The organism is Salinivibrio sp. AR640, from assembly GCF_001995405.1.
Lineage (GTDB): Bacteria > Pseudomonadota > Gammaproteobacteria > Enterobacterales > Vibrionaceae > Salinivibrio > Salinivibrio costicola.
In genome coordinates this window covers 37,710-55,677 of sequence record NZ_MUFD01000013.1, presented here as the reverse complement: position 1 = coordinate 55,677, position 17,968 = coordinate 37,710, and the positions used below count along the sequence as shown (strand labels likewise).

Annotated in this window: 16 protein-coding genes; 2 read left to right on the top strand and 14 right to left on the bottom strand. The window is 46.3% G+C overall.

Going from position 1 to position 17,968, the window contains the following annotated elements; all coding sequences use genetic code 11:
- Positions 1-8: 8 nt before the first annotated feature.
- From BZG75_RS08450 to BZG75_RS08435, 4 genes are all read right to left on the bottom strand, one after another.
- Complete coding sequence (locus BZG75_RS08450) at positions 9-1,880, bottom strand: PhoX family protein (RefSeq protein WP_077461420.1); 1,872 nt, start codon at positions 1,878-1,880, stop codon at positions 9-11.
- Positions 1,881-2,073: 193 nt separating this feature from the next.
- A complete protein-coding gene (locus BZG75_RS08445) occupies positions 2,074-2,925 on the bottom strand; it encodes a lipase family protein (protein ID WP_077461419.1) in 852 nt (283 codons plus the stop codon).
- A 94-nt stretch (positions 2,926-3,019) separates the two neighbouring features.
- Positions 3,020-3,520 (bottom strand): hypothetical protein, encoded by a 501-nt coding sequence (locus BZG75_RS08440; RefSeq protein WP_025744358.1) that lies wholly within the window; start codon positions 3,518-3,520, stop codon positions 3,020-3,022.
- Positions 3,521-3,665: 145 nt separating this feature from the next.
- Complete coding sequence (locus BZG75_RS08435) at positions 3,666-4,400, bottom strand: transporter substrate-binding domain-containing protein (RefSeq protein WP_077576710.1); 735 nt, start codon at positions 4,398-4,400, stop codon at positions 3,666-3,668.
- Between the two features lie 235 nt (positions 4,401-4,635).
- On the opposite strand from BZG75_RS08435, the gene BZG75_RS08430 reads away from it, so the two are divergent.
- Positions 4,636-5,226 (top strand): TetR/AcrR family transcriptional regulator, encoded by a 591-nt coding sequence (locus BZG75_RS08430; protein WP_158009973.1) that lies wholly within the window; start codon positions 4,636-4,638, stop codon positions 5,224-5,226.
- 45 nt (positions 5,227-5,271) lie between these two features.
- On the opposite strand, the gene BZG75_RS08425 is transcribed toward BZG75_RS08430, so the two are convergent.
- From BZG75_RS08425 to cspE, 10 genes are all read right to left on the bottom strand, one after another.
- The gene (locus tag BZG75_RS08425) at positions 5,272-5,991 is read right to left on the bottom strand and encodes a YebC/PmpR family DNA-binding transcriptional regulator (protein ID WP_077576708.1); all 720 of its coding nucleotides are present in this window, start codon (positions 5,989-5,991) and stop codon (positions 5,272-5,274) included.
- Between the two features lie 137 nt (positions 5,992-6,128).
- A complete protein-coding gene (locus tag BZG75_RS08420; RefSeq protein WP_077576707.1) occupies positions 6,129-8,354 on the bottom strand; it encodes a methyl-accepting chemotaxis protein in 2,226 nt (741 codons plus the stop codon).
- A 146-nt stretch (positions 8,355-8,500) separates the two neighbouring features.
- Complete coding sequence (locus BZG75_RS08415; RefSeq protein ID WP_021024028.1) at positions 8,501-10,030, bottom strand: bifunctional GNAT family N-acetyltransferase/carbon-nitrogen hydrolase family protein; 1,530 nt, start codon at positions 10,028-10,030, stop codon at positions 8,501-8,503.
- 118 nt (positions 10,031-10,148) lie between these two features.
- A complete protein-coding gene (locus BZG75_RS08410) occupies positions 10,149-10,784 on the bottom strand; it encodes a LysE family translocator (protein WP_021024029.1) in 636 nt (211 codons plus the stop codon).
- A gap of 182 nt (positions 10,785-10,966) precedes the next feature.
- Complete coding sequence (locus BZG75_RS08405; protein WP_077576706.1) at positions 10,967-12,394, bottom strand: aspartate kinase; 1,428 nt, start codon at positions 12,392-12,394, stop codon at positions 10,967-10,969.
- Between the two features lie 76 nt (positions 12,395-12,470).
- Positions 12,471-12,860 (bottom strand): ectoine synthase, encoded by a 390-nt coding sequence (locus BZG75_RS08400; RefSeq protein ID WP_021024031.1) that lies wholly within the window; start codon positions 12,858-12,860, stop codon positions 12,471-12,473.
- A 35-nt stretch (positions 12,861-12,895) separates the two neighbouring features.
- Positions 12,896-14,173 (bottom strand): diaminobutyrate--2-oxoglutarate transaminase, encoded by a 1,278-nt coding sequence (ectB, locus tag BZG75_RS08395; protein WP_077576705.1) that lies wholly within the window; start codon positions 14,171-14,173, stop codon positions 12,896-12,898.
- 11 nt (positions 14,174-14,184) lie between these two features.
- The gene (ectA, locus tag BZG75_RS08390; protein ID WP_077461416.1) at positions 14,185-14,742 is read right to left on the bottom strand and encodes a diaminobutyrate acetyltransferase; all 558 of its coding nucleotides are present in this window, start codon (positions 14,740-14,742) and stop codon (positions 14,185-14,187) included.
- Positions 14,743-15,051: 309 nt separating this feature from the next.
- Positions 15,052-16,053 (bottom strand): response regulator, encoded by a 1,002-nt coding sequence (locus BZG75_RS08385; protein ID WP_077576704.1) that lies wholly within the window; start codon positions 16,051-16,053, stop codon positions 15,052-15,054.
- A gap of 169 nt (positions 16,054-16,222) precedes the next feature.
- On the bottom strand, positions 16,223-16,429 hold the full coding sequence (gene cspE / locus BZG75_RS08380) for a transcription antiterminator/RNA stability regulator CspE (RefSeq protein ID WP_025744354.1): 207 nt from the start codon (positions 16,427-16,429) through the stop codon (positions 16,223-16,225).
- A 584-nt stretch (positions 16,430-17,013) separates the two neighbouring features.
- On the opposite strand from cspE, the gene BZG75_RS08375 reads away from it, so the two are divergent.
- Positions 17,014-17,967 (top strand): slipin family protein, encoded by a 954-nt coding sequence (locus tag BZG75_RS08375; protein WP_021024036.1) that lies wholly within the window; start codon positions 17,014-17,016, stop codon positions 17,965-17,967.
- Position 17,968: the final 1 nt, after the last annotated feature.

The following is a 17,968-nucleotide window of genomic DNA, read 5'->3' as shown; positions in this document are numbered from 1 at the left end:
TAAACGGCTTAACTACCAATGACTCCGCCGTCTTCTTTGGTGATCATGATGACCGAAGAGCGCGGTATAGCGTTGCCACCAGCAGGAAAGTGAGCACCAGGGTGTTGGACGCCGACAAACATAGTGCGTGAATCAGGGGTAAACGTCAGCCCTGTGATCTCACATGAGGTAGGCCCCGTGAGGAAGCGACGAATTTCGCCTGTTTGAGTATCCGCGCATAACATTTGGTTATTGCCCATGCCGGCAAAATCGCCTTCGTTGGAATAATTGCCGTCGGTTTGGATCCAAAGACGTCCGGCGCGATCAAAGCCGATGCCATCCGGGCTGTTAAACATATTGTCTTTGTTGATGTTGTCTGTGCCTGCCATTAGGCCAGATTGCTTTTCAGGATGGCCTGCCATCACAAAAATATCCCACTCAAAGGTGTCACGGGTATGATCGCCTTGAGTAGGAGCCCAACGAATAATATGGCCATAAGGATTTTCCGTGCGGGGGTTAGCGGCATTGAGGGGTTGATTGTCTTTGACGCCGCGGTACTTATTATTGGTTAACGTGCAGAAAACGTGTTTTTTGTCGGCATGCACGGCCACCCATTCTGGGCGGTCCATGGTAGTGGCCCCCACTTGTGTTGCTGCTTCTCGGGCAAAAATGAGCACGCTGGCCTCATCAGGAAAGCCGTTTTCTGGCGTGAGACCGTTTTTGCCAAAGGTCAGCGCTAACCATTCACCTTGGCCGTTTAGCTCGTCGTCGCTGCCAGTAAATTTGGCGACATACAAGGTGCCATTTTCGAGCAAATCACGATTAGCGCTACCTTTACTCGGATCGTATTTTCCCTCAGAGACAAACTTATAAAGGTGTTCGCCACGCTCGTCGTCACCCATGTAAACCACAACATGACCATCGTCATTAACAGTGAGTGCGGCATTCTCGTGTTTAAAGCGCCCTAGTGCACTGCGCTTTTTCGGCGTTGAGTTCGGATCCATAGGATCAATTTCAACCACCCAACCAAAGCGATGTGGCTCGTTGGGATGTTTAGCCACATCGAAGCGTTCGTCATGTTTGTACCAATCATAGCCCCAATCAGAATCGCTGATACCGTAGCGCTGATACGTTTTGCCCAAGGTAACGTTTTTTGCGCTGGCAAAATAGCCGTTAAAGTTTTCTTCGCAGGTCAGGTACGTGCCCCAGGGTGTTTCGCCATTAGCACAATTGTTAAAGGTGCCCAGAATCGTTTTTCCTGAAGGATCGGCGGCGGTTTTGAGTAACGAATGCCCGGCTGCGGGGCCCGTCATGGCCATTTCAGTGTAGGCCGTAATACGACGATTCAAGCGGCCCTCTTGGTTGACGTGCCAGCGGCCATCCATTTTTTTCAACTCAACCAAAGAGACGCCATGCGCCGCTTGTGACTTACGTGCATCATCAGCCGAAATATTTTTACCGCCGTGCTCAAATAAATATTCATCATTGATGTATTCATTATTTACCGCTAATAAAGCACGATCATTGGCGAGAGGGAAAAACGTCATGCCATCATTGTTATCACCAAATTGGAGTGCTTGGGCATCGGCGCCATTTTGTTGGGAAAAAGCAGGTGCGTTAGCGAAAAGAGGATCGCCCCAAGAGACCAGTACGTCAGCTTTATATCCTGAAGGTACGTTCACTGTATCAGTTGTTGATGTTGGGATCGCCTCAAAGCCGAGCAGTTCACTGTGGCTCATTGTATCTGCTACTGCTTTCGCAACTGGATTGGCAGCAAAAAAAGCGACAGCACTGGCCGCTCCGGTGCCTTGTAAAAAACGGCGACGACTTAATGCTGCATCAATAAAGCGGTTGAACTCAGGCTCTGTATCTAATGGACGTTGATCAATATGCTTGCTCACGGCATGGTTCCTTTCTGATCGTGATTAAATAGTTATACTGACCCATCATAAATTGTGGGCGCGATCAAAAGGATGGTGAGCCACTGTTAAAACCTCATGAATCATTGGTTAACTTCTTGAGTCAGCCGGGATCCGTGCGCACAGGATCACGCTTCAACATAGTTCACACTTCACCGCATGACTGATGTGAGGGCTAGTGCTGGTCAAAGTAATCCTTGCGCCGGATATATTTATCCATGTAATGGTAGGCAATCGGGCGCGTTAACCAACTATAGAGGACGCGCAAGATTCGAAATAAAGAGGGTGTATTGGTATAAATTTTATTCTCGTGTAACCAAAGTAATCGTCCTACATGCCAGTACACGAAGGGAATGGCAGGTAAGAATGTGACCATATCGACATCACAACAGATACGATAGGTACGTGTTGAGAAAGGGTATAATTGCTTAAAACGCCACATTCCGGCAGCCGGCTGTCCAAACGTCACGATGCGCTTTATCGCTCCGCCAAATTGATGATTTAGCTTTGCTGCAGCGATAATCGCCATGGCGCCCCCTGATGAATGGCCGATAAAAGAAATATGTTTACCTGCGTGTAAAAAAGGGGTTAACGCAGAGATTAATTTAGTGAGTACTGTCTCTCCTTCAAGCACGGTGTGATCGGCCGCTTGGGCAATATCCGCAAACTGGCTGTCTGTCATGTGTCGGTATTGGCGTTTGTGCGGTTGCCATGACAAACTTTTTTGTGTGAGAAGATAGTGAAACCCCCAATGGACGTGACACTTCTTACCATCGATAGTGATCGTTTTAGGTGTGCACGCACAGTTGACCAACCAATCCCAGGCGGTTTGCGAACCACGAAAGACCACGACCGCGTCATCGTTTTCCCGCCACAGCACCCGGATAATACATCGTCCCCATCGGTCATAAATATCACGCCGACCATGGGGACTGAATCCATACTGGGTGTGATCAAAATAGGTAGGGTAAGAGGCACGACAGAGTATGGCGTATCGCTCATATTGATAGCGTTTTAATCGCTTCATACAAGAGCCTATTTCATGAGTATTGGACTCAGGCTATCGAAAAAACATGACGAAACAGCGAAACCATCAATGAATAGCGCGCTCGATCACCGCGCTAATAATTGTTTAGGAAGGGTTCTAAATGCGTATCATAAGTGAGCGCTTGAATCGGGCCGCGGTGGGTGATTAAAAAGGCAGCATTCGTGCAATTACCAATCCCAATAATAACTTGTACCAACAGCCGTAAATCTCTTAACCAACGTTGCGTCTGCTCTTGACTCCAGTCTTCACGATATAGCCCCATATGATACTCAACCCACCAATAGGCGCCGCGAATAAATGCCTTCATTACCGACTCTGCCGCTAGGATCTGTTCAGCGGTACCAGAAAAGTCAAAATCGGGTGAGATAGGTTTGCCTTGCGTAAACGCGACATAGTTTCGACAGTGGCGAAAGAGCGCGAGCTGAAGTCCGGCTGCAGAATCATAGTGAGGGAGAGACAAGGTCGTGACAGGGAGATGTTTGATCGAGCGACGAAACAATGCCGCCGTGCGCTTACCGGGCATCAGATGCTCTATCGCGTAAAATAAATCCAAACTGATAAGCTGATTATTCAAGAGTACTCTTCACTATATTGGCACAACACACTTATCCTGCCTGAATGGGCGGCTCGAGTATACAATATCGTATACTGAATTAAAGCATTAACTGATTCGCTCCCTCAAAGGAAGGCGTTGACAGCGTTGCTCTGATAATTCTCACTTACTCTATGCCATAGCGCGCTTTTAGTGCAGATATCGCCTCTTGCTTATCGGATAGAAACTGATTGAATTCGTCGATGAGCTTGGGATGATGGATGGTGGAAAGCCGTCGAGTCCCTTTTTCATGGGGCAAGGTATCATCAAAGCGTACCGATCCTTTTTTAAAGCCCATTTGATCAAGATAAAACTGTGCAACAGCGATATTGGCATAGCCGCCATCAATACGACCGCTGACAAGCTTCATCATCAAAGAATCATATTTGTAACTCTCATTTATGCGTGTTTGGCCCGAACGGATACGTGATTGATAAAGTTCAGGGGTAAAGCCTACGACGGTTCCTAGTCGATGTAATTGGTCAATAGGTTGACCATAGTTTTGGTCGATAACCATGACGCCGTCGATATAATCAACCACAGGCTCACTGTAAATGACATTGACGCCTTTTTTGATGTCGCGATCCCAATCGGGACTATCTGGATATTTAAGATCAACGACACCATCGACAAAACGGGAAGGAAGGCTTGTGAGTGGTAAAGCTTTGTACACAAATCGATAGTGATGCGTGTTGGCGAACATATCGAGTAACTCGCGATTAAACCCTGAATAACTGCGATTAGAATATGCTGAAAAGGGATAATACTGAGAAAAGCTCTGTACGCCTACTACATAAGTCGTTTTGGCATTCACGGATACCGAGACACTCATAATCAGTAATAAAGCCCATAATCTTTTCATCGTTCCTATCCGACTTTCGTTGATTTTCCTCTTGTTATTGTAGACACAGAGACCGCACCTGTCTTTGCGTGCTCGGCTGTTATTTTACAACATCGACTTTCACTTATCCTTTTTTGGCACGCATAGCTGTCGATAAATCATTCGGTTATCGGTCACATTTTGCGCGTAAATATTTGAATGAACATTCGGTATGTTTTATTTTTTCACTTGGACTTTCAAATTTGATCAAATAACGATGAATAAGCATGAAATTGCGTCGCGGGCGATGCGGCAACATATTCTTTCAACCACATTGGAAATCGTTGGTAATGAAGGGCTTGCGGCACTCACAGCAACAAAGTTGGGTAAAAAAGCGGGGATCAGCAAAGGCGCGCTCTATCATCACTTTGATAATCTTGATGCAGTAAAGTATGCGGCTGTGGATGAGCTCATTTCGATGTTTTTAGCCGTGGCTGAGCCGGCTAATTTCGAAGACTTTGAAAGTTATTTAGCGGTGACAGGCGATACCTTATACCTGACCATGCAATGCGAGCCTTATGCGATGAAGGCGATGTATAGCTTCACGACTCAAGCATTATTTGATGGGCAATTTCGTGCGGCAATACAACGTTTTTCTCAGCACGGCTTAACCGAATATACCCGAGCAATTGAGTACTTTTATCAAGGGAAGATTCCGCAGTATCAGATAGATACGGCAATTCGGGTAGTGGACGCTTTCTTTCTCGGGGCGGGCTTACAAAGCTATTTATCGCAAGGCGAGGATCGGTTTCGTCAGAGTTGGGCGTTGTTCTCACAAATGTTATTAACCCAACTTGATGAAAAGTAGAGCGCCATCTCTGAGGTGAGGCGCTCTAGTGTGTCAAGCTCGGAACTATACTAGCTCAGCGTTGTGATAGACGTTTTGTACGTCGTCGCAATCATTAAGCATGTCGAGGAACTTTTCAAAACGTTCAACATCATCGCCACTGACCTCAGTATCGATTTGAGGGACAAAGGTGATCTCCTCAAGATCAATCGGCGTGTCGCCAAGGAAGTCGCTCAGCGCATTTTTCACTTTGAAAAACTCTGTATGAGGCGCGAAAACCGTAATCACCCCTTCGTCCGCTTCAATGTCGGAGACATCCACATCAGCCATGACCAACGCTTCTAGCGTGCCTTCTTCATCTGTACCTTGAAATTGAAACACCGCTTGATGTTCAAACATATGAGACACCGCGCCCGGTGTACCAATTTTCGCATCATTTTTGACAAAGCATTGGCGAACATCCATGTAGGTACGGCTGTTGTTGTCGGTTAAACAATCAACAATCACCGCACAGCTACCAGGGCCGAACCCTTCGTACCGAGCCACTTCATAGTTTTCACCACCAGAGCCATTAGCTTTATCAAGAGCCTTGTCGATGACATGCCCAGGCACTTGATCTTTCTTGGCTTTTTCAATCAAACGGCGCAGTGATAGATTACTCTCTGGATCTGAGCCACCATTTTTAGCACATACGTAAATCTCTTTACCGTATTTTGAGTAAACCTTAATTTTTGCGCCTTGGGTTTTGGCCATTGACGCTTTACGAACTTCAAAACTTCGTCCCATTGGGAATCTCTCTTAATAACGCTTTCGCAGATACGGGGTGATTCTATCAAGAGAGTGTTCCTTTGCACCAGTAAATGCACTGACCTTGGACAAAGTCAGTGCGATTGACTCCATTGCACAAGCATTGACATGTTACCTTATCCACAGTGGAATTTTTGTGTGTGCCCTTTTAGTGTATGGGACAGTTCACTGAGATCCTGCGTTGCTTGAGTGATCTGATCCATTGCCTGGCGGTTCTCTCCTGTCATGGTGTTAATATCTTCTAAGTTCTGATTAATTTCGGTTGCCACCAGCGATTGCTCTTCAGAGGCACTGGCCATTTGCATTGCCATGTCTGCAATTTCATCCACCGCGTTTACCGCTTGCTTGAGCGACGATAGGCTTTTCTCTGCCCGCTCTGATACATGGTTGGCTGTTGTCGCACTCGCGGAGATTGCTTGTGTAGTGGTGCTGGAGTTGTGTTGAAGATTATCAATCATCTGAGTGATTTCACTGGTGGCTTGTTGTGTGCTTTGAGACAGTGTGCGTACTTCGTCGGCGACGACAGCAAACCCTCTCCCTTGCTCGCCAGCACGGGCTGCTTCAATAGCCGCGTTTAATGCTAATAGGTTGGTTTGATCGGCAATTTGGCTAATTGTGACCAGGATGCTGGATATTTCTTCGGCGCTTTTCCCGAGTGCATCCGTTTTTTCCTTGGCATGATTTAAGCGAGATACAAGGTCTTGGATAGCGTCTACCGATTGGGTCACTTGCTGATCACCTTGATGAATCAACGAGCGAGCTTTTTCTGTTGCATCAGCTGTGGATGCTGAGCTCGAAGATATTTGGTTCGCTGTGGCTGTCATTTCTTCCATCGCTGCTGCAACTTGCTCTGTTCGTGCATTTTGCGCTTCGAAGTTAGTTAACGTTTGCACGCTCGAGGATGATAGCTGCTCTGCTGCAGTCGCTTGTTGGTTAGTGGCGCCGATAATGTCACATACCATTGCTGTGAGGTTTTTTACCATGGCACGCATGGAATGGTAGATCCCGGTCGCTTTTGAGTCTGAATTGAAACGTACCCTCAGATCGCCATCAGCAATTTTTTGTACTATTTTAGCCATCTCATTTGGCTCACCACCAATTGGGCGGGTGATTGAACGGGTTAAAACGATCGCGATGACCACAATAACAATTACCGCAATGACAACGATACTGGCAATGAGAGTTCGCAATTGGTTGAGTGCTGAAAAGGCCTCGTTGACATCCATTTCTGCGATAATTGCCCAACTTAAACCACTTACCGTGAGCGGGGCATAAGCAGATAGCACGGGATTACCGTTATAATCGTTGACAATATCAATTCCAGTTTCGCCCTGTATCGCACGCTGAACCGCAAGGGTTTTAACGCTGCCTTGTGCCGGTTGCATAAATGAAGCAAGAACTGAGCGATTATCTGGATCGAGAAAAGAGTTTGAACGCATTAAATTATCTTGGCCTACTAAGTAGGTTTCGCCTGTATTTCCGAGCCCCTCCCGCTCTGCCATAATCGCACTGAGCCTATCTATCGGAAACTGATAAGCAAGCACTCCAATTACGCGACCAGCCTGATAAATTGGTGATGCGAGAAACCCTGCTGGCTCGTTGGCCGAGGCTGCGTAGGGTGAAAAATCGATAATGACGGTATCGCCATCGGCCAATGTCCTGGCTTGACGGAACGCTTCGGCGAGCCCAGAGCGACTAAAAGGACCCGTTTCTACCGAGGTGCCGAAATCAAGTTCTTTAGACGCAGAGTAAAGGATCTGGCCTTCATTGGCTTCGATCATAAATATGTCGTAGTAACCAAATTTCTCCTGAACATCGCGTAAGTATGAATGAATATTCTGGTGGGTTTGATCATATTGTTTGAACTGCCCGCTGGAGACGTAGGCGCCTTTCTCTTCTTTAGGGTAAGGGTTGTCGAGCACATAAGCGTTTTGCAGTGCTACAGCTTGTGGCGTTAGGTTACTCACTATATTGCTTGCGCTTGCTGGTGCCTGGGTACTCACGTTTTCAAGCGGCTCAATCAGGTGGCGTTGATAATAATTGATCAATTTTGATCGTGTTTGCGTTGAAGAAGTGGACGGGAGTGTTTTCATCGCAGCAATCATATTGGCCATAGCTGCGGATACAGAGGGAGTCTCAGCGGTGGTAATTATCTGTCCTTCAGTGGTTTGGAAGTAACGTTTGATCGCTGACTTTTTTACTTCCCTTAAAGCTTCTAACTGATTAAACGTCTGATTCTCAAGGGATGACGAAGCCGTACTTAAAGCAAGAAAGCTAATGATTAAGGCAGGGATAGCTCCGATACCTAATAGGCTCAGTAACATTTTATATTTGAGCTTCATAATCTCACCTCAATATCGCACTGAATAAAAAATAAGCAGTTTGTTGAGTAAGGATAGAAGCTTTTGGTAAATGTGTATGGGAATCTAGTCTTTTTTTTCTCCTGTTTACAAATTAAAGCCTCGCACTCGGCGAGGCTGGATTAAGGCTACTCTTGACTTAAATGGCTAGCATAGAGCTTGGGCCTACGGTGTTTCAAGTTCGTCACCGAGCCTCGTTCATGCAGCATTTTGAGCTTATCAAGGTCAACATCCGCGAAGATCATCATCTCCGTGTTTGCGTTCGCCTCTGCGAGTGTCGCATCGTGAGGGAAATACACATCAGACGGTGAAAAGACCGCCGACTGGGCATATTGAATATCAACGTTATCGACACGGGGCAAGTTGCCGACACTACCACCAATAGCAACATAACATTCGTTTTCAATTGCGCGAGCTTGAGCGCACAAACGGACTCGAAGATAACCATTTTTGGTATCTGTCCAGAAAGGAACAAATAAAATCTGTACCCCTTGCTCGGCAAGGATCCGCCCTAACTCTGGGAATTCCGCATCATAACAAGTAAGAATGCCAACGCGGCCTGCGTCGGTTTCGATAACTTTTACTGTATCACCGCCATCGATCACCCAGTCTCGTTGCTCATGTGGCGTGATATGGATTTTGTACTGTTCGTCAATGCTGCCGTCTCGATGCATCAGGTAAGACACATTGTAGAGCTTGCCATCTTCGAGGACTGGCATACTCCCTGCGATAATATTGATGTTGTAAGTCACCGCAAGCTGAGAAAAGCGTTGTTTAATGGCTTGGGTAAACTCACTAAGAAAACGTATCGCCTCCACCGAGCGTTTATCTGGTGCAAGCCCCATTAACGGTGCACAGAAAAATTCCGGGAATAGGGCAAAGTCCGATTGATAATTGGCTAAAGAAGAAACAAAAAACTCGGCTTGGTTGAGCAGGTCGTCAACGGATAACACGTGGCGCATCTGCCATTGCACAACCCCGAGGCGCACAATGGTTTTATCAATATCGTGCACCGATGATGCGTCTTCCTCATAAAAGAAGTTATCCCACTCCAATAATGTTGCGTAACCTGCGGATTTATCATCTTCGGGCAAATAACGATTCATTAGCCGTTTGACGTCAAAGTCATTAGACAGCTGAAACGAGAGGATAGGATCGTGAATCTCTTTACGTCTTACCTTGTTAATGTAGTCAGTCACTGACACATCGGTATGTTTGTGATAACCAGGAATGCGCCCACCCGCTAGAATTGCCTTTAGATTTAATGCTTGGCAAAGATCTTTGCGCGCCTCATAGAGACGACGTCCCAAGCGGTGCCCGCGGTAGTCCGGATGCACGAACACATCTAACCCGTAAAGCGCATCACCTTTGGCATCATGAAACACTACGCCGTCGTCAGTAATGATATCGCTATAAGTATGAGGGAGAGAAAAACGGTTGTAAGAGACTTTGAGTGTGAGGGCAGCGGCGACGATTTTACCGTTATCTTCAATGCATATCTGGCCATCAGGGAAGGCCGTTACCAGTTGCATGATCGTGCTTTTTGGCCAAGCACCGCCGACATCTGGAAAGACGAGGTCCATCAACTCTGCTAAGGGTTGATAATCGCTAACTTCTATAACACGCAAGTTAAGTAGCGTGGCGGTGTTTTCATCCATGACACGTTCTCCTATTGATAGCTGAGCGACTATTATGACAAAGTTTGATGTCTAAGTTCACGTTTGTTGATTGCTGGATTTTCATCTTTGCAGGCTTACCGCTTCGCTGCGGAGCTCGCTATACAGATAACTGCTGAGTAAAAAGCCAAATAGCCAATAATGCAAAGACGATGGCCATAATTTTGTGTTGATAGCTTTGAATGTGGGTGTTGGTCAGCATCTGCTTGCCAAGTTTACCGACGATCGCGACCAGTATGATATTAAACGCAAGGCCGAGTGCATTAAGTAGAAGGCCGAGCGTTAATAGCTGAGTGCTCGATGATGCTTGTATCTGCTGTGAGATAAACTGCGGCAAGAATAAAACAAAAAAGAGTAACGCTTTAGGGTTGAGCAGGTTCGTCATCACGGCACGCTTATAGAGATAGCGCCCCATTTTTTGTTGATACTGTACCGCTTCGCTTTCAGCAGGTGATGCTCTCCACGTATCAATACTCATTTTGAGTAGATACGCTGCACCAACATACTGGAGAACCGTTAACGCAATCGGGGACATTGCAATCACGGCTGAAACGCCAGTGGCCGCTAATACGGTAAGAATCAGTCCAGAGGTAGCGTTGCCTAAACTCGCGGCAACACCGACCCGTCGACCATAGCTAAGACTCGCGCTAATAATCAATAACATATCTGGCCCGGGGACGAATAGCAACGCGGCAACGGCTGTTAAGTAAACAGGAAGCAAATTAGGGTCGATCATAAACGAAGAGCACTTAACCAAATAAAGTGCGGCATTTTACCTTCTATCTAGGCATTATCAATGATGATTAAACATTAGGCTGGTGGTTTATAAGGATAAGCTTGGCCAAATACGCGAAAAATACGCATAAAAATGCCCCCAAGTTGGAGGCATTTTCAAACTCACAATGTGTTGCTGCTAGGTTATGCAGCACGCACTGTCGGTTTTGGTGCGGGCTTTTCAATAAAGCAAGCGTGTAATGCACAGATAGCGGCATGGTAATACTTATCAAGGACAACGTATTGCACATCCACATCGCGCATTGAAGAGTGAGCCGCTTTAGGGTTGATCTCCGCATCAAGTAGCGCAAGCATCCCTTTACTCATTGTTTGGTTTGAGTCGATACGGCTGCCGATAACAGAAATCAGTGCGACCATTTCACCGGTAATCTTCGCTTTTGGATATAGCTTTTCAACCCGATTGATGACCTTATCTTGGCTCGCAGTCTTACCATCTAAGTAGTAAGTAATGGAGTTAGCGTTCATCTCTTTACTGATTAGCTGAACGTTCTCTTCACGAATGATTTCCATCACGTCGTAACTGACTTGATCACAATGTCCGACCATTGATTGGTCAAAAATGTGTAGCGCAAGCACTTTGTCACGGCCAGCAATGATTTCGATCTCATTGTCCTTTGGACGGTATTTGTGAGAGATCACCGTACCAGCATGCTCAGGTTCAAAGGTATTTTTAACGATCAACTCAATGCCTACAGCGCGCATGCCAGAGGCCGCGTTAGGATGAATCGCTTCCATACCAAGGTTTGCCAGTTGGTCAGCCACATCGTAATTGCTGAGGCCCATTGGCTGTACACGTTCTGGACCGACAATGCGGGGGTCTGCACTGCTCAAATGGTATTCTTTATGAATCACGGCACTGCTTGCCTTGGTCAGCACTGCAATTCGGCTAAAGGTCATTTCACTGTAGCCGCGGTCGTAGGTCTTCATCAGACCTTCATCACAGTAGACGTAGCCGGTAACGATGGGCAGCTCATTGCTGAAATCAATGTCGTCCATCGCATTGGCGATGACTGTATTGAGATCACCTTTACCTTCATCCGGATTGTCCCAGCCAGACAGGTCGACAAATCGTGAGTTGATGCCAACACTTTCGAGGAGCAGCGTCGAGTTGTGTGCACTATGTGCTTCACCAATTGACGACAGGAACTCACGGACTTGCGGCAAATAGCTTTCCAGAGAAAACTGCCCATAGTTACAGGTTTCGAGTATGCCTTCGATACAGCTATGCGCTTTTTCCATTCGCTGGCGAATAAAATTATCGGCACGCTCACGAAAAACAGGGTCAGGGAACATGTTGCTATTAATCAATAGCATACGCTGTTCTAGTTCATCCATAGCATCGCGCCATTTTGGATTGTTCGCGGCGAGTAAGCGATAAATGCCTGGTTTACCCGAACGCTTACACTCCAGCAATGCATCCGTGATGCCAGCGTAAGCAGAAACAACAAAAATTCGGTTATATGGGTTTGACGGGTACAAAAAGATGTTATCCATGACAGCGTCGTAGGCTGACATCGACGTACCGCCGATCTTTTCAACGGTATGATTCATGTGAGCTCCTTGTGGGCTTTATGAACAAAAAGGTCGATTGGGTTTACAGGGGCAGCATCCCGCTGCCCCTTGACGGTTAATCGACTAATGGATAAACACCGTTTTCATCGTGTGTCTCTTTCCCTGTGATGGGCGGGTTGAACACACAGGCCATGACCATATCAACACCTTTATTTGCGCGTAGCTGGTGCTCGTCATGTTTATCTAGAATATACAGCGTGCCGGGCTTGATTGGATAAACCTTGCCATCGTCAGTCGTTTCAATCTCACCCTCACCAGACATGCAATAGACTGATTCTAGATGATTTTGATAATGGATATGCGTGTCTGTGTTCGCATAAATGGTGGTGATATGGAATGAAAATCCCATGTTATCATCACGTAGCAACATGCGTACGCTTTCCCAATTTTCTGCGACCACGCGGCGATCACTGTTTTGACATTCTTCTAATGTGCGGACAATCATGATTGTTCCTTATTATTTGTCTATTCGTTATGTCTTTATGATGCTTTTTTGAGCTTCTCTTTCTTGTACTGCTCAACGGACTTAACGAAAATTTGTAAGCCTTTCTCCATTTCAGCTTCACTGACGGTCAGCGGAGAGAAGAATTTAATCACTTCGTCTTCTGGGCCGGCTGTTTCGATGATCATGCCATTATCAAAGCACAAGCTGGTAATGTCGTCGGCAATATCACCGTTCTTACAGGCAATACCCTGCATCAATCCTCGTCCTTTGATGATCTCAAATAAGTCGCTATTTTTAGCAAGCATATCTTGCAGGACTTTGTTGAGCTGATCCGCACGCGATTGAATATGGGTTTGGAACTGATCATCTAGCCAATAGGTTTCGATGGCTTCGGCAGCGGTCACAAAGGCATGGTTGTTACCACGGAATGTACCGTTATGCTCACCCGGTGCCCATTGATCTAGCTCAGGTTTGAGTAGAACGACTGCCATAGGTAAGCCGTAACCACCAATGGATTTGGACAAGGTCACAATATCAGGGTTGATGCCTGAAGGCTCAAAGCTAAAGAAAGTCCCCGTACGCCCACAACCTGCTTGAATATCATCGACAATCACCAGGATATCGTGTGCTTTACAGATAGTTTGTAAGCGTTGTAACCATTCATTAGATGCGGCATTTAAGCCACCTTCACCTTGAACGACCTCAAGTAATACAGCGGCAGGTTTATCACCACCGGTTAAACCGCTTGAAGCGTCATTAAGCATCGTCTCAAACAAGGTGAGACCATCAACGTTCGCATAGCCGTCATACGGAATACGCGTAACTGAATTATTGACTGGAATACCGCCGCCACCACGATGGTGATGGTTACCTGTCACCGCGAGTGCACCATAAGTACAACCGTGGAAACCATTAGTAAAAGAAACAATGTTTGAACGCCCAGTCACTTTGCGAGCTAGCTTCATTGCCGCTTCCACAGCGTTGGTACCAGTAGGGCCTGTGAATTGGAACTTGTAGTCCAAACCACGTGGGGCCAAGATGTGATTTTTAAATACTTCGAGAAAGCGTGCTTTCGCCTCTGTATACATGTCTAGGCCGTGTGTAATGCCGTCTTTCTCGATATACTCGATCAGCGCTTTTTTCAGCGTCGGATTATTGTGTCCATAGTTCAGTGAACCAGCGCCGGCTAGAAAATCAAGGTAGCGCTTACCGTCTACGTCAGTCATCCAACAGCCTTTTGCGCTCTCAAATACAACGGGAAAGTTGTTGGCATAACATTGAACATTTGATTCCTGCGACTTAAAGATATCCATAACTCATCCTGTTATTTTTTGAGTGGAATTCGGAAAAGGTATTCGGTGTCGTGCTCACCGTTGAAATGCTCTTGTTCATCAAGGAACACCGAGCGTTGACCACCAGAGCCATAGAGGCGGTCTACCTTTTTAAACAGCGCCCAAGAACCGGCGTTGTCTTCTGTGATTGTGGTTTCGATGAAGTGAACGTTTTGCGCGACTTTGCGAGCCAGTAGCGCCTCAATCATCGATAGGGCAAGCCCCTCACCACGTGCTTTTGGCGACACCGCAACTTGCCAGACGAAAAAGGTATCTGGCTGCTCAGGGCGGATATAACCGGAGATGAAGCCCTGCACATCGCCTTCTCGCTCTGCAACAACACACGTTTCTTTAAAATGCGTCGCCTGTAAAAAATTACAGTAAGCGGAGTTCACGTCCAGCGGCGGGCATTGCGTGATTAGTCGATAAATGTTGCCACCATCGCTGATGGCAGGCTTACGAAACACGAACTGCGTGTTAGATTTTGTCTGTTTACGGTCGAGTACTTCAGAATCCAGCACTGCCGTATCTGTCGTTTTTGATCGCCACATAATGTTTTGTGCTCTAACGAATTCGTTTTATATAATAGGCGATTGATTTGGTTTATCAACCCCGATTTTTTGTGTTTGGCCTGTCAATAATAATTAAGATGTTGATTTATAATAATATTTATATTGTTAAATTTTTTATTAAAGTAAGTGTTTCGAGGCGTAACATTTACTGGCCTAAAGGTGTGGGCAGGTTCCCAATCGATACGATGGTTTGCTAAACAGACTGCTTTGGCTGTCTAGTGGATGGTAAGTTGCGGAAGTAGGGCAGACTCACAGCGCTGAGCAAGGCTGTGAGTCGGGATGAAAGTATTAAAGACCTTGTACCAGGAAGTCGCGATATTTCGTGTCTTCGTGAACCACGTGATGAATCCACCAATAGCGTAGAAATTTAAAAAACTCGGAGCGATAAAGCGTGGGATCGGCCTGGCACTGAAGCAGTACATATTGAGCCTGTCGCGCTAGGCGTTGATGGATGGCTGCATGCTCTTTGTATTTGGGGTAGGCGCGTGCTTCAAGAATGTCTTCTTCTAGCAGAAAGTGCGCAGCAATATAGTCACGGAAACGTTGAGCTAAGGCATCGAAGTCAGCTTTGTCATCATCATCGTGATGGTAAGCAATGGCCTCGTAGGTATCGTTGATAATAGCCAACAATTGCTTATTGCTGTTATCCAATTCTTGATGACCGACTGTGTACTTCTCTTGCCAACGTATAAATTTACGATCTTTGGGCTCACTAGAGGGTTGCGGTGATGCCTTTACATCTCCTAGTGTATCGGGCGCTATCGGCGTCTCTTCTACAGGTTCGGTGATGCATTCGATTTGCTGTTGTTCTTCTTCCGTAAACACAACCGCACCATTGTGCTCGAACTCTGTCGATTTGGCCGGGTCAGACTGGTACATCTCGAAATAGAACTGTGGGGGTTTTTTCGCCTTGGTATGTTTGGACAGTTGCTTGACACGATTTTCAAGGTCTTGCTTTTTAACAGGTTTTATCATGAACGCGTCAACATCAAAGCGGATACACTCGCTGATCACGGCTTTAGAAGCGTTTGCGGTCAGAATAATGATGGGTGTGTCGTGGCGTAGATGATAGCGGCCACTTCGCATGAGACGCAACATTTCTAAACCATCGATAGGATCCATTTGTAAATCGGTAATGATAAGGCTCGGCTCGTCATGATAGGCGCGAGATATCGCCTCGGCGCCGTCTGCTGCGGTGATCACTGATTTAATACCGAGTGCCTGTGCCATTAATCCAATCGTGTCTCGGATCATCTCATGATCGTCGACAATCAAGCACGGAGATAGCATACGTCCTCCTGACAATATGATGTACTCACAGCCTAGTGGATAGCAACAAGAGCGTCTACTCGCATAGGGGCTGAATGCGATATCAATGTGGCTTAGTGTCATAACTTTAAATGACAGGTATAAAAAAAGGCGCTCTGATGAGCGCCTTTCTTCTTAAATTTGGTTTGGCTTACAGGCGAACGACGTTCGCAGCCTGTGGGCCTTTTTGACCTTGCTCGATATCGAACTCAACCTGCTGGCCTTCTGCTAGTGTGCGGAAGCCTTCACCAACGATAGCACGGAAGTGAACGAATACGTCTGGACCGTTCTCTTGCTGGATAAAACCGAAACCTTTTTCTTCGTTAAACCACTTAACGGAACCATTAGCTTTGGACATGGTGTCTCCTGAATATATTAACTAGGTGTTGCAGTGACGCGAGTGCCGTTAATCGACTCTATGGGCAAATGTAGCGAATATCTTCAGGACAACTAACTTTCCAGCCTAACGGTGGGGTGTTTCGATGTATCTATATTCAATTGCTGCATAAATTTCCGATTATTAAAGCTCAAAAACAGCTTCAACAGGACTACGCGTTGTTTGCGCGTTAGTTTGCTCATTTTTTGACACTGTATGTCAAGGTGTCAACGGTAATGAGCACCGCCAACCAACACGGTTGAACAGGTCTAAGAGTACACCCAAAAAAAGATAAGGTAAAATCCTTTTTCCAATGATATGGCCATCGTTGCGACAGGCTTTTACAAAAGTGGGATCACGCTCAGAGAGTCATGTCGTTCAATCGAGATAAAAAGAGGGGAAAAAGCGATCTGAGTGAGACGAGTGTCAAATTTACCATCGTTATCTGTCTTTCTACACTGACATTGGCGTATGCTTAAACTTCAGGCATGCAAGCGTTGTCGTCATGTCTGAGTCATTGTCACCCTCTATCAGCGTCGTGTTAGCGACAGTCATAGGATCCCTTAATGGATAACGTTTTTTTTGAAATATCGAGTTTTATTGGCGTGTGGATAGTACTGGCGATCTTAGTGATTGTCGTATTGCGCAGTGCCATTACGTTTGTGCCACAAAATACTGCCTATGTGGTTGAAAGGTTTGGTAAGTACTATAAAACGATGGAAGCGGGGCTCAACGTCATTGTTCCCTTTATCGACCGTGTGGCGTATACACGGACTTTGAAAGAACAAGCGTATGATGTGCCTAGTCAGTCTGCGATTACGCGTGACAACATTTCGTTGGGTGTGGACGGTGTACTTTATATCAAAGTGCTTGATCCCTTTAAAGCCTGCTATGGCGTGAATGATTATGTCTATTCCGTCACGCAACTTGCGCAAACCACCATGCGTAGTGAAGTAGGTAAAATGGAGCTGGATAAAACGTTTGAAGAACGTGAAAGCTTGAACATTGCCATTGTCTCGGCCATCAACGAAGCGGCTCAGCCTTGGGGTGTACAAGTGCTTCGTTACGAGATAAAAGATATTGATCCTCCACGGTCGGTGCTCGAAGCAATGGAGCGTCAGATGAAGGCCGAACGTGAGAAACGTGCCGTGATCCTTGAGTCTGAAGGGGCTCGTCAATCAGATATTAACGTGGCAGAGGGTCAGAAGCAGTCACGGGTTTTAGCGGCAGAAGCGGAAAAAGCGGAACAAATTCTGAATGCGGAGGGTGAAGCGCAAGCCATTCTAGCCGTCGCTCAAGCTCAAGCCGAAGCGCTTGAAATTGTCGGGACACGAGCTATCACCGAAGAAGGTCAAAAAGCGATTCAGCTTGATTTAGCAGAGAAAGCAATTCGCGCGAAACAAGCAATTGCCAAAGAGTCATCGGTCGTCTTGTTGCCTGATTCGGGTACGGGAGCTGCGAACGTGGTTGCAGAAGCGATGACCATCATTGAATCGCTTAACAAAACAAAAAGTAGTTAGG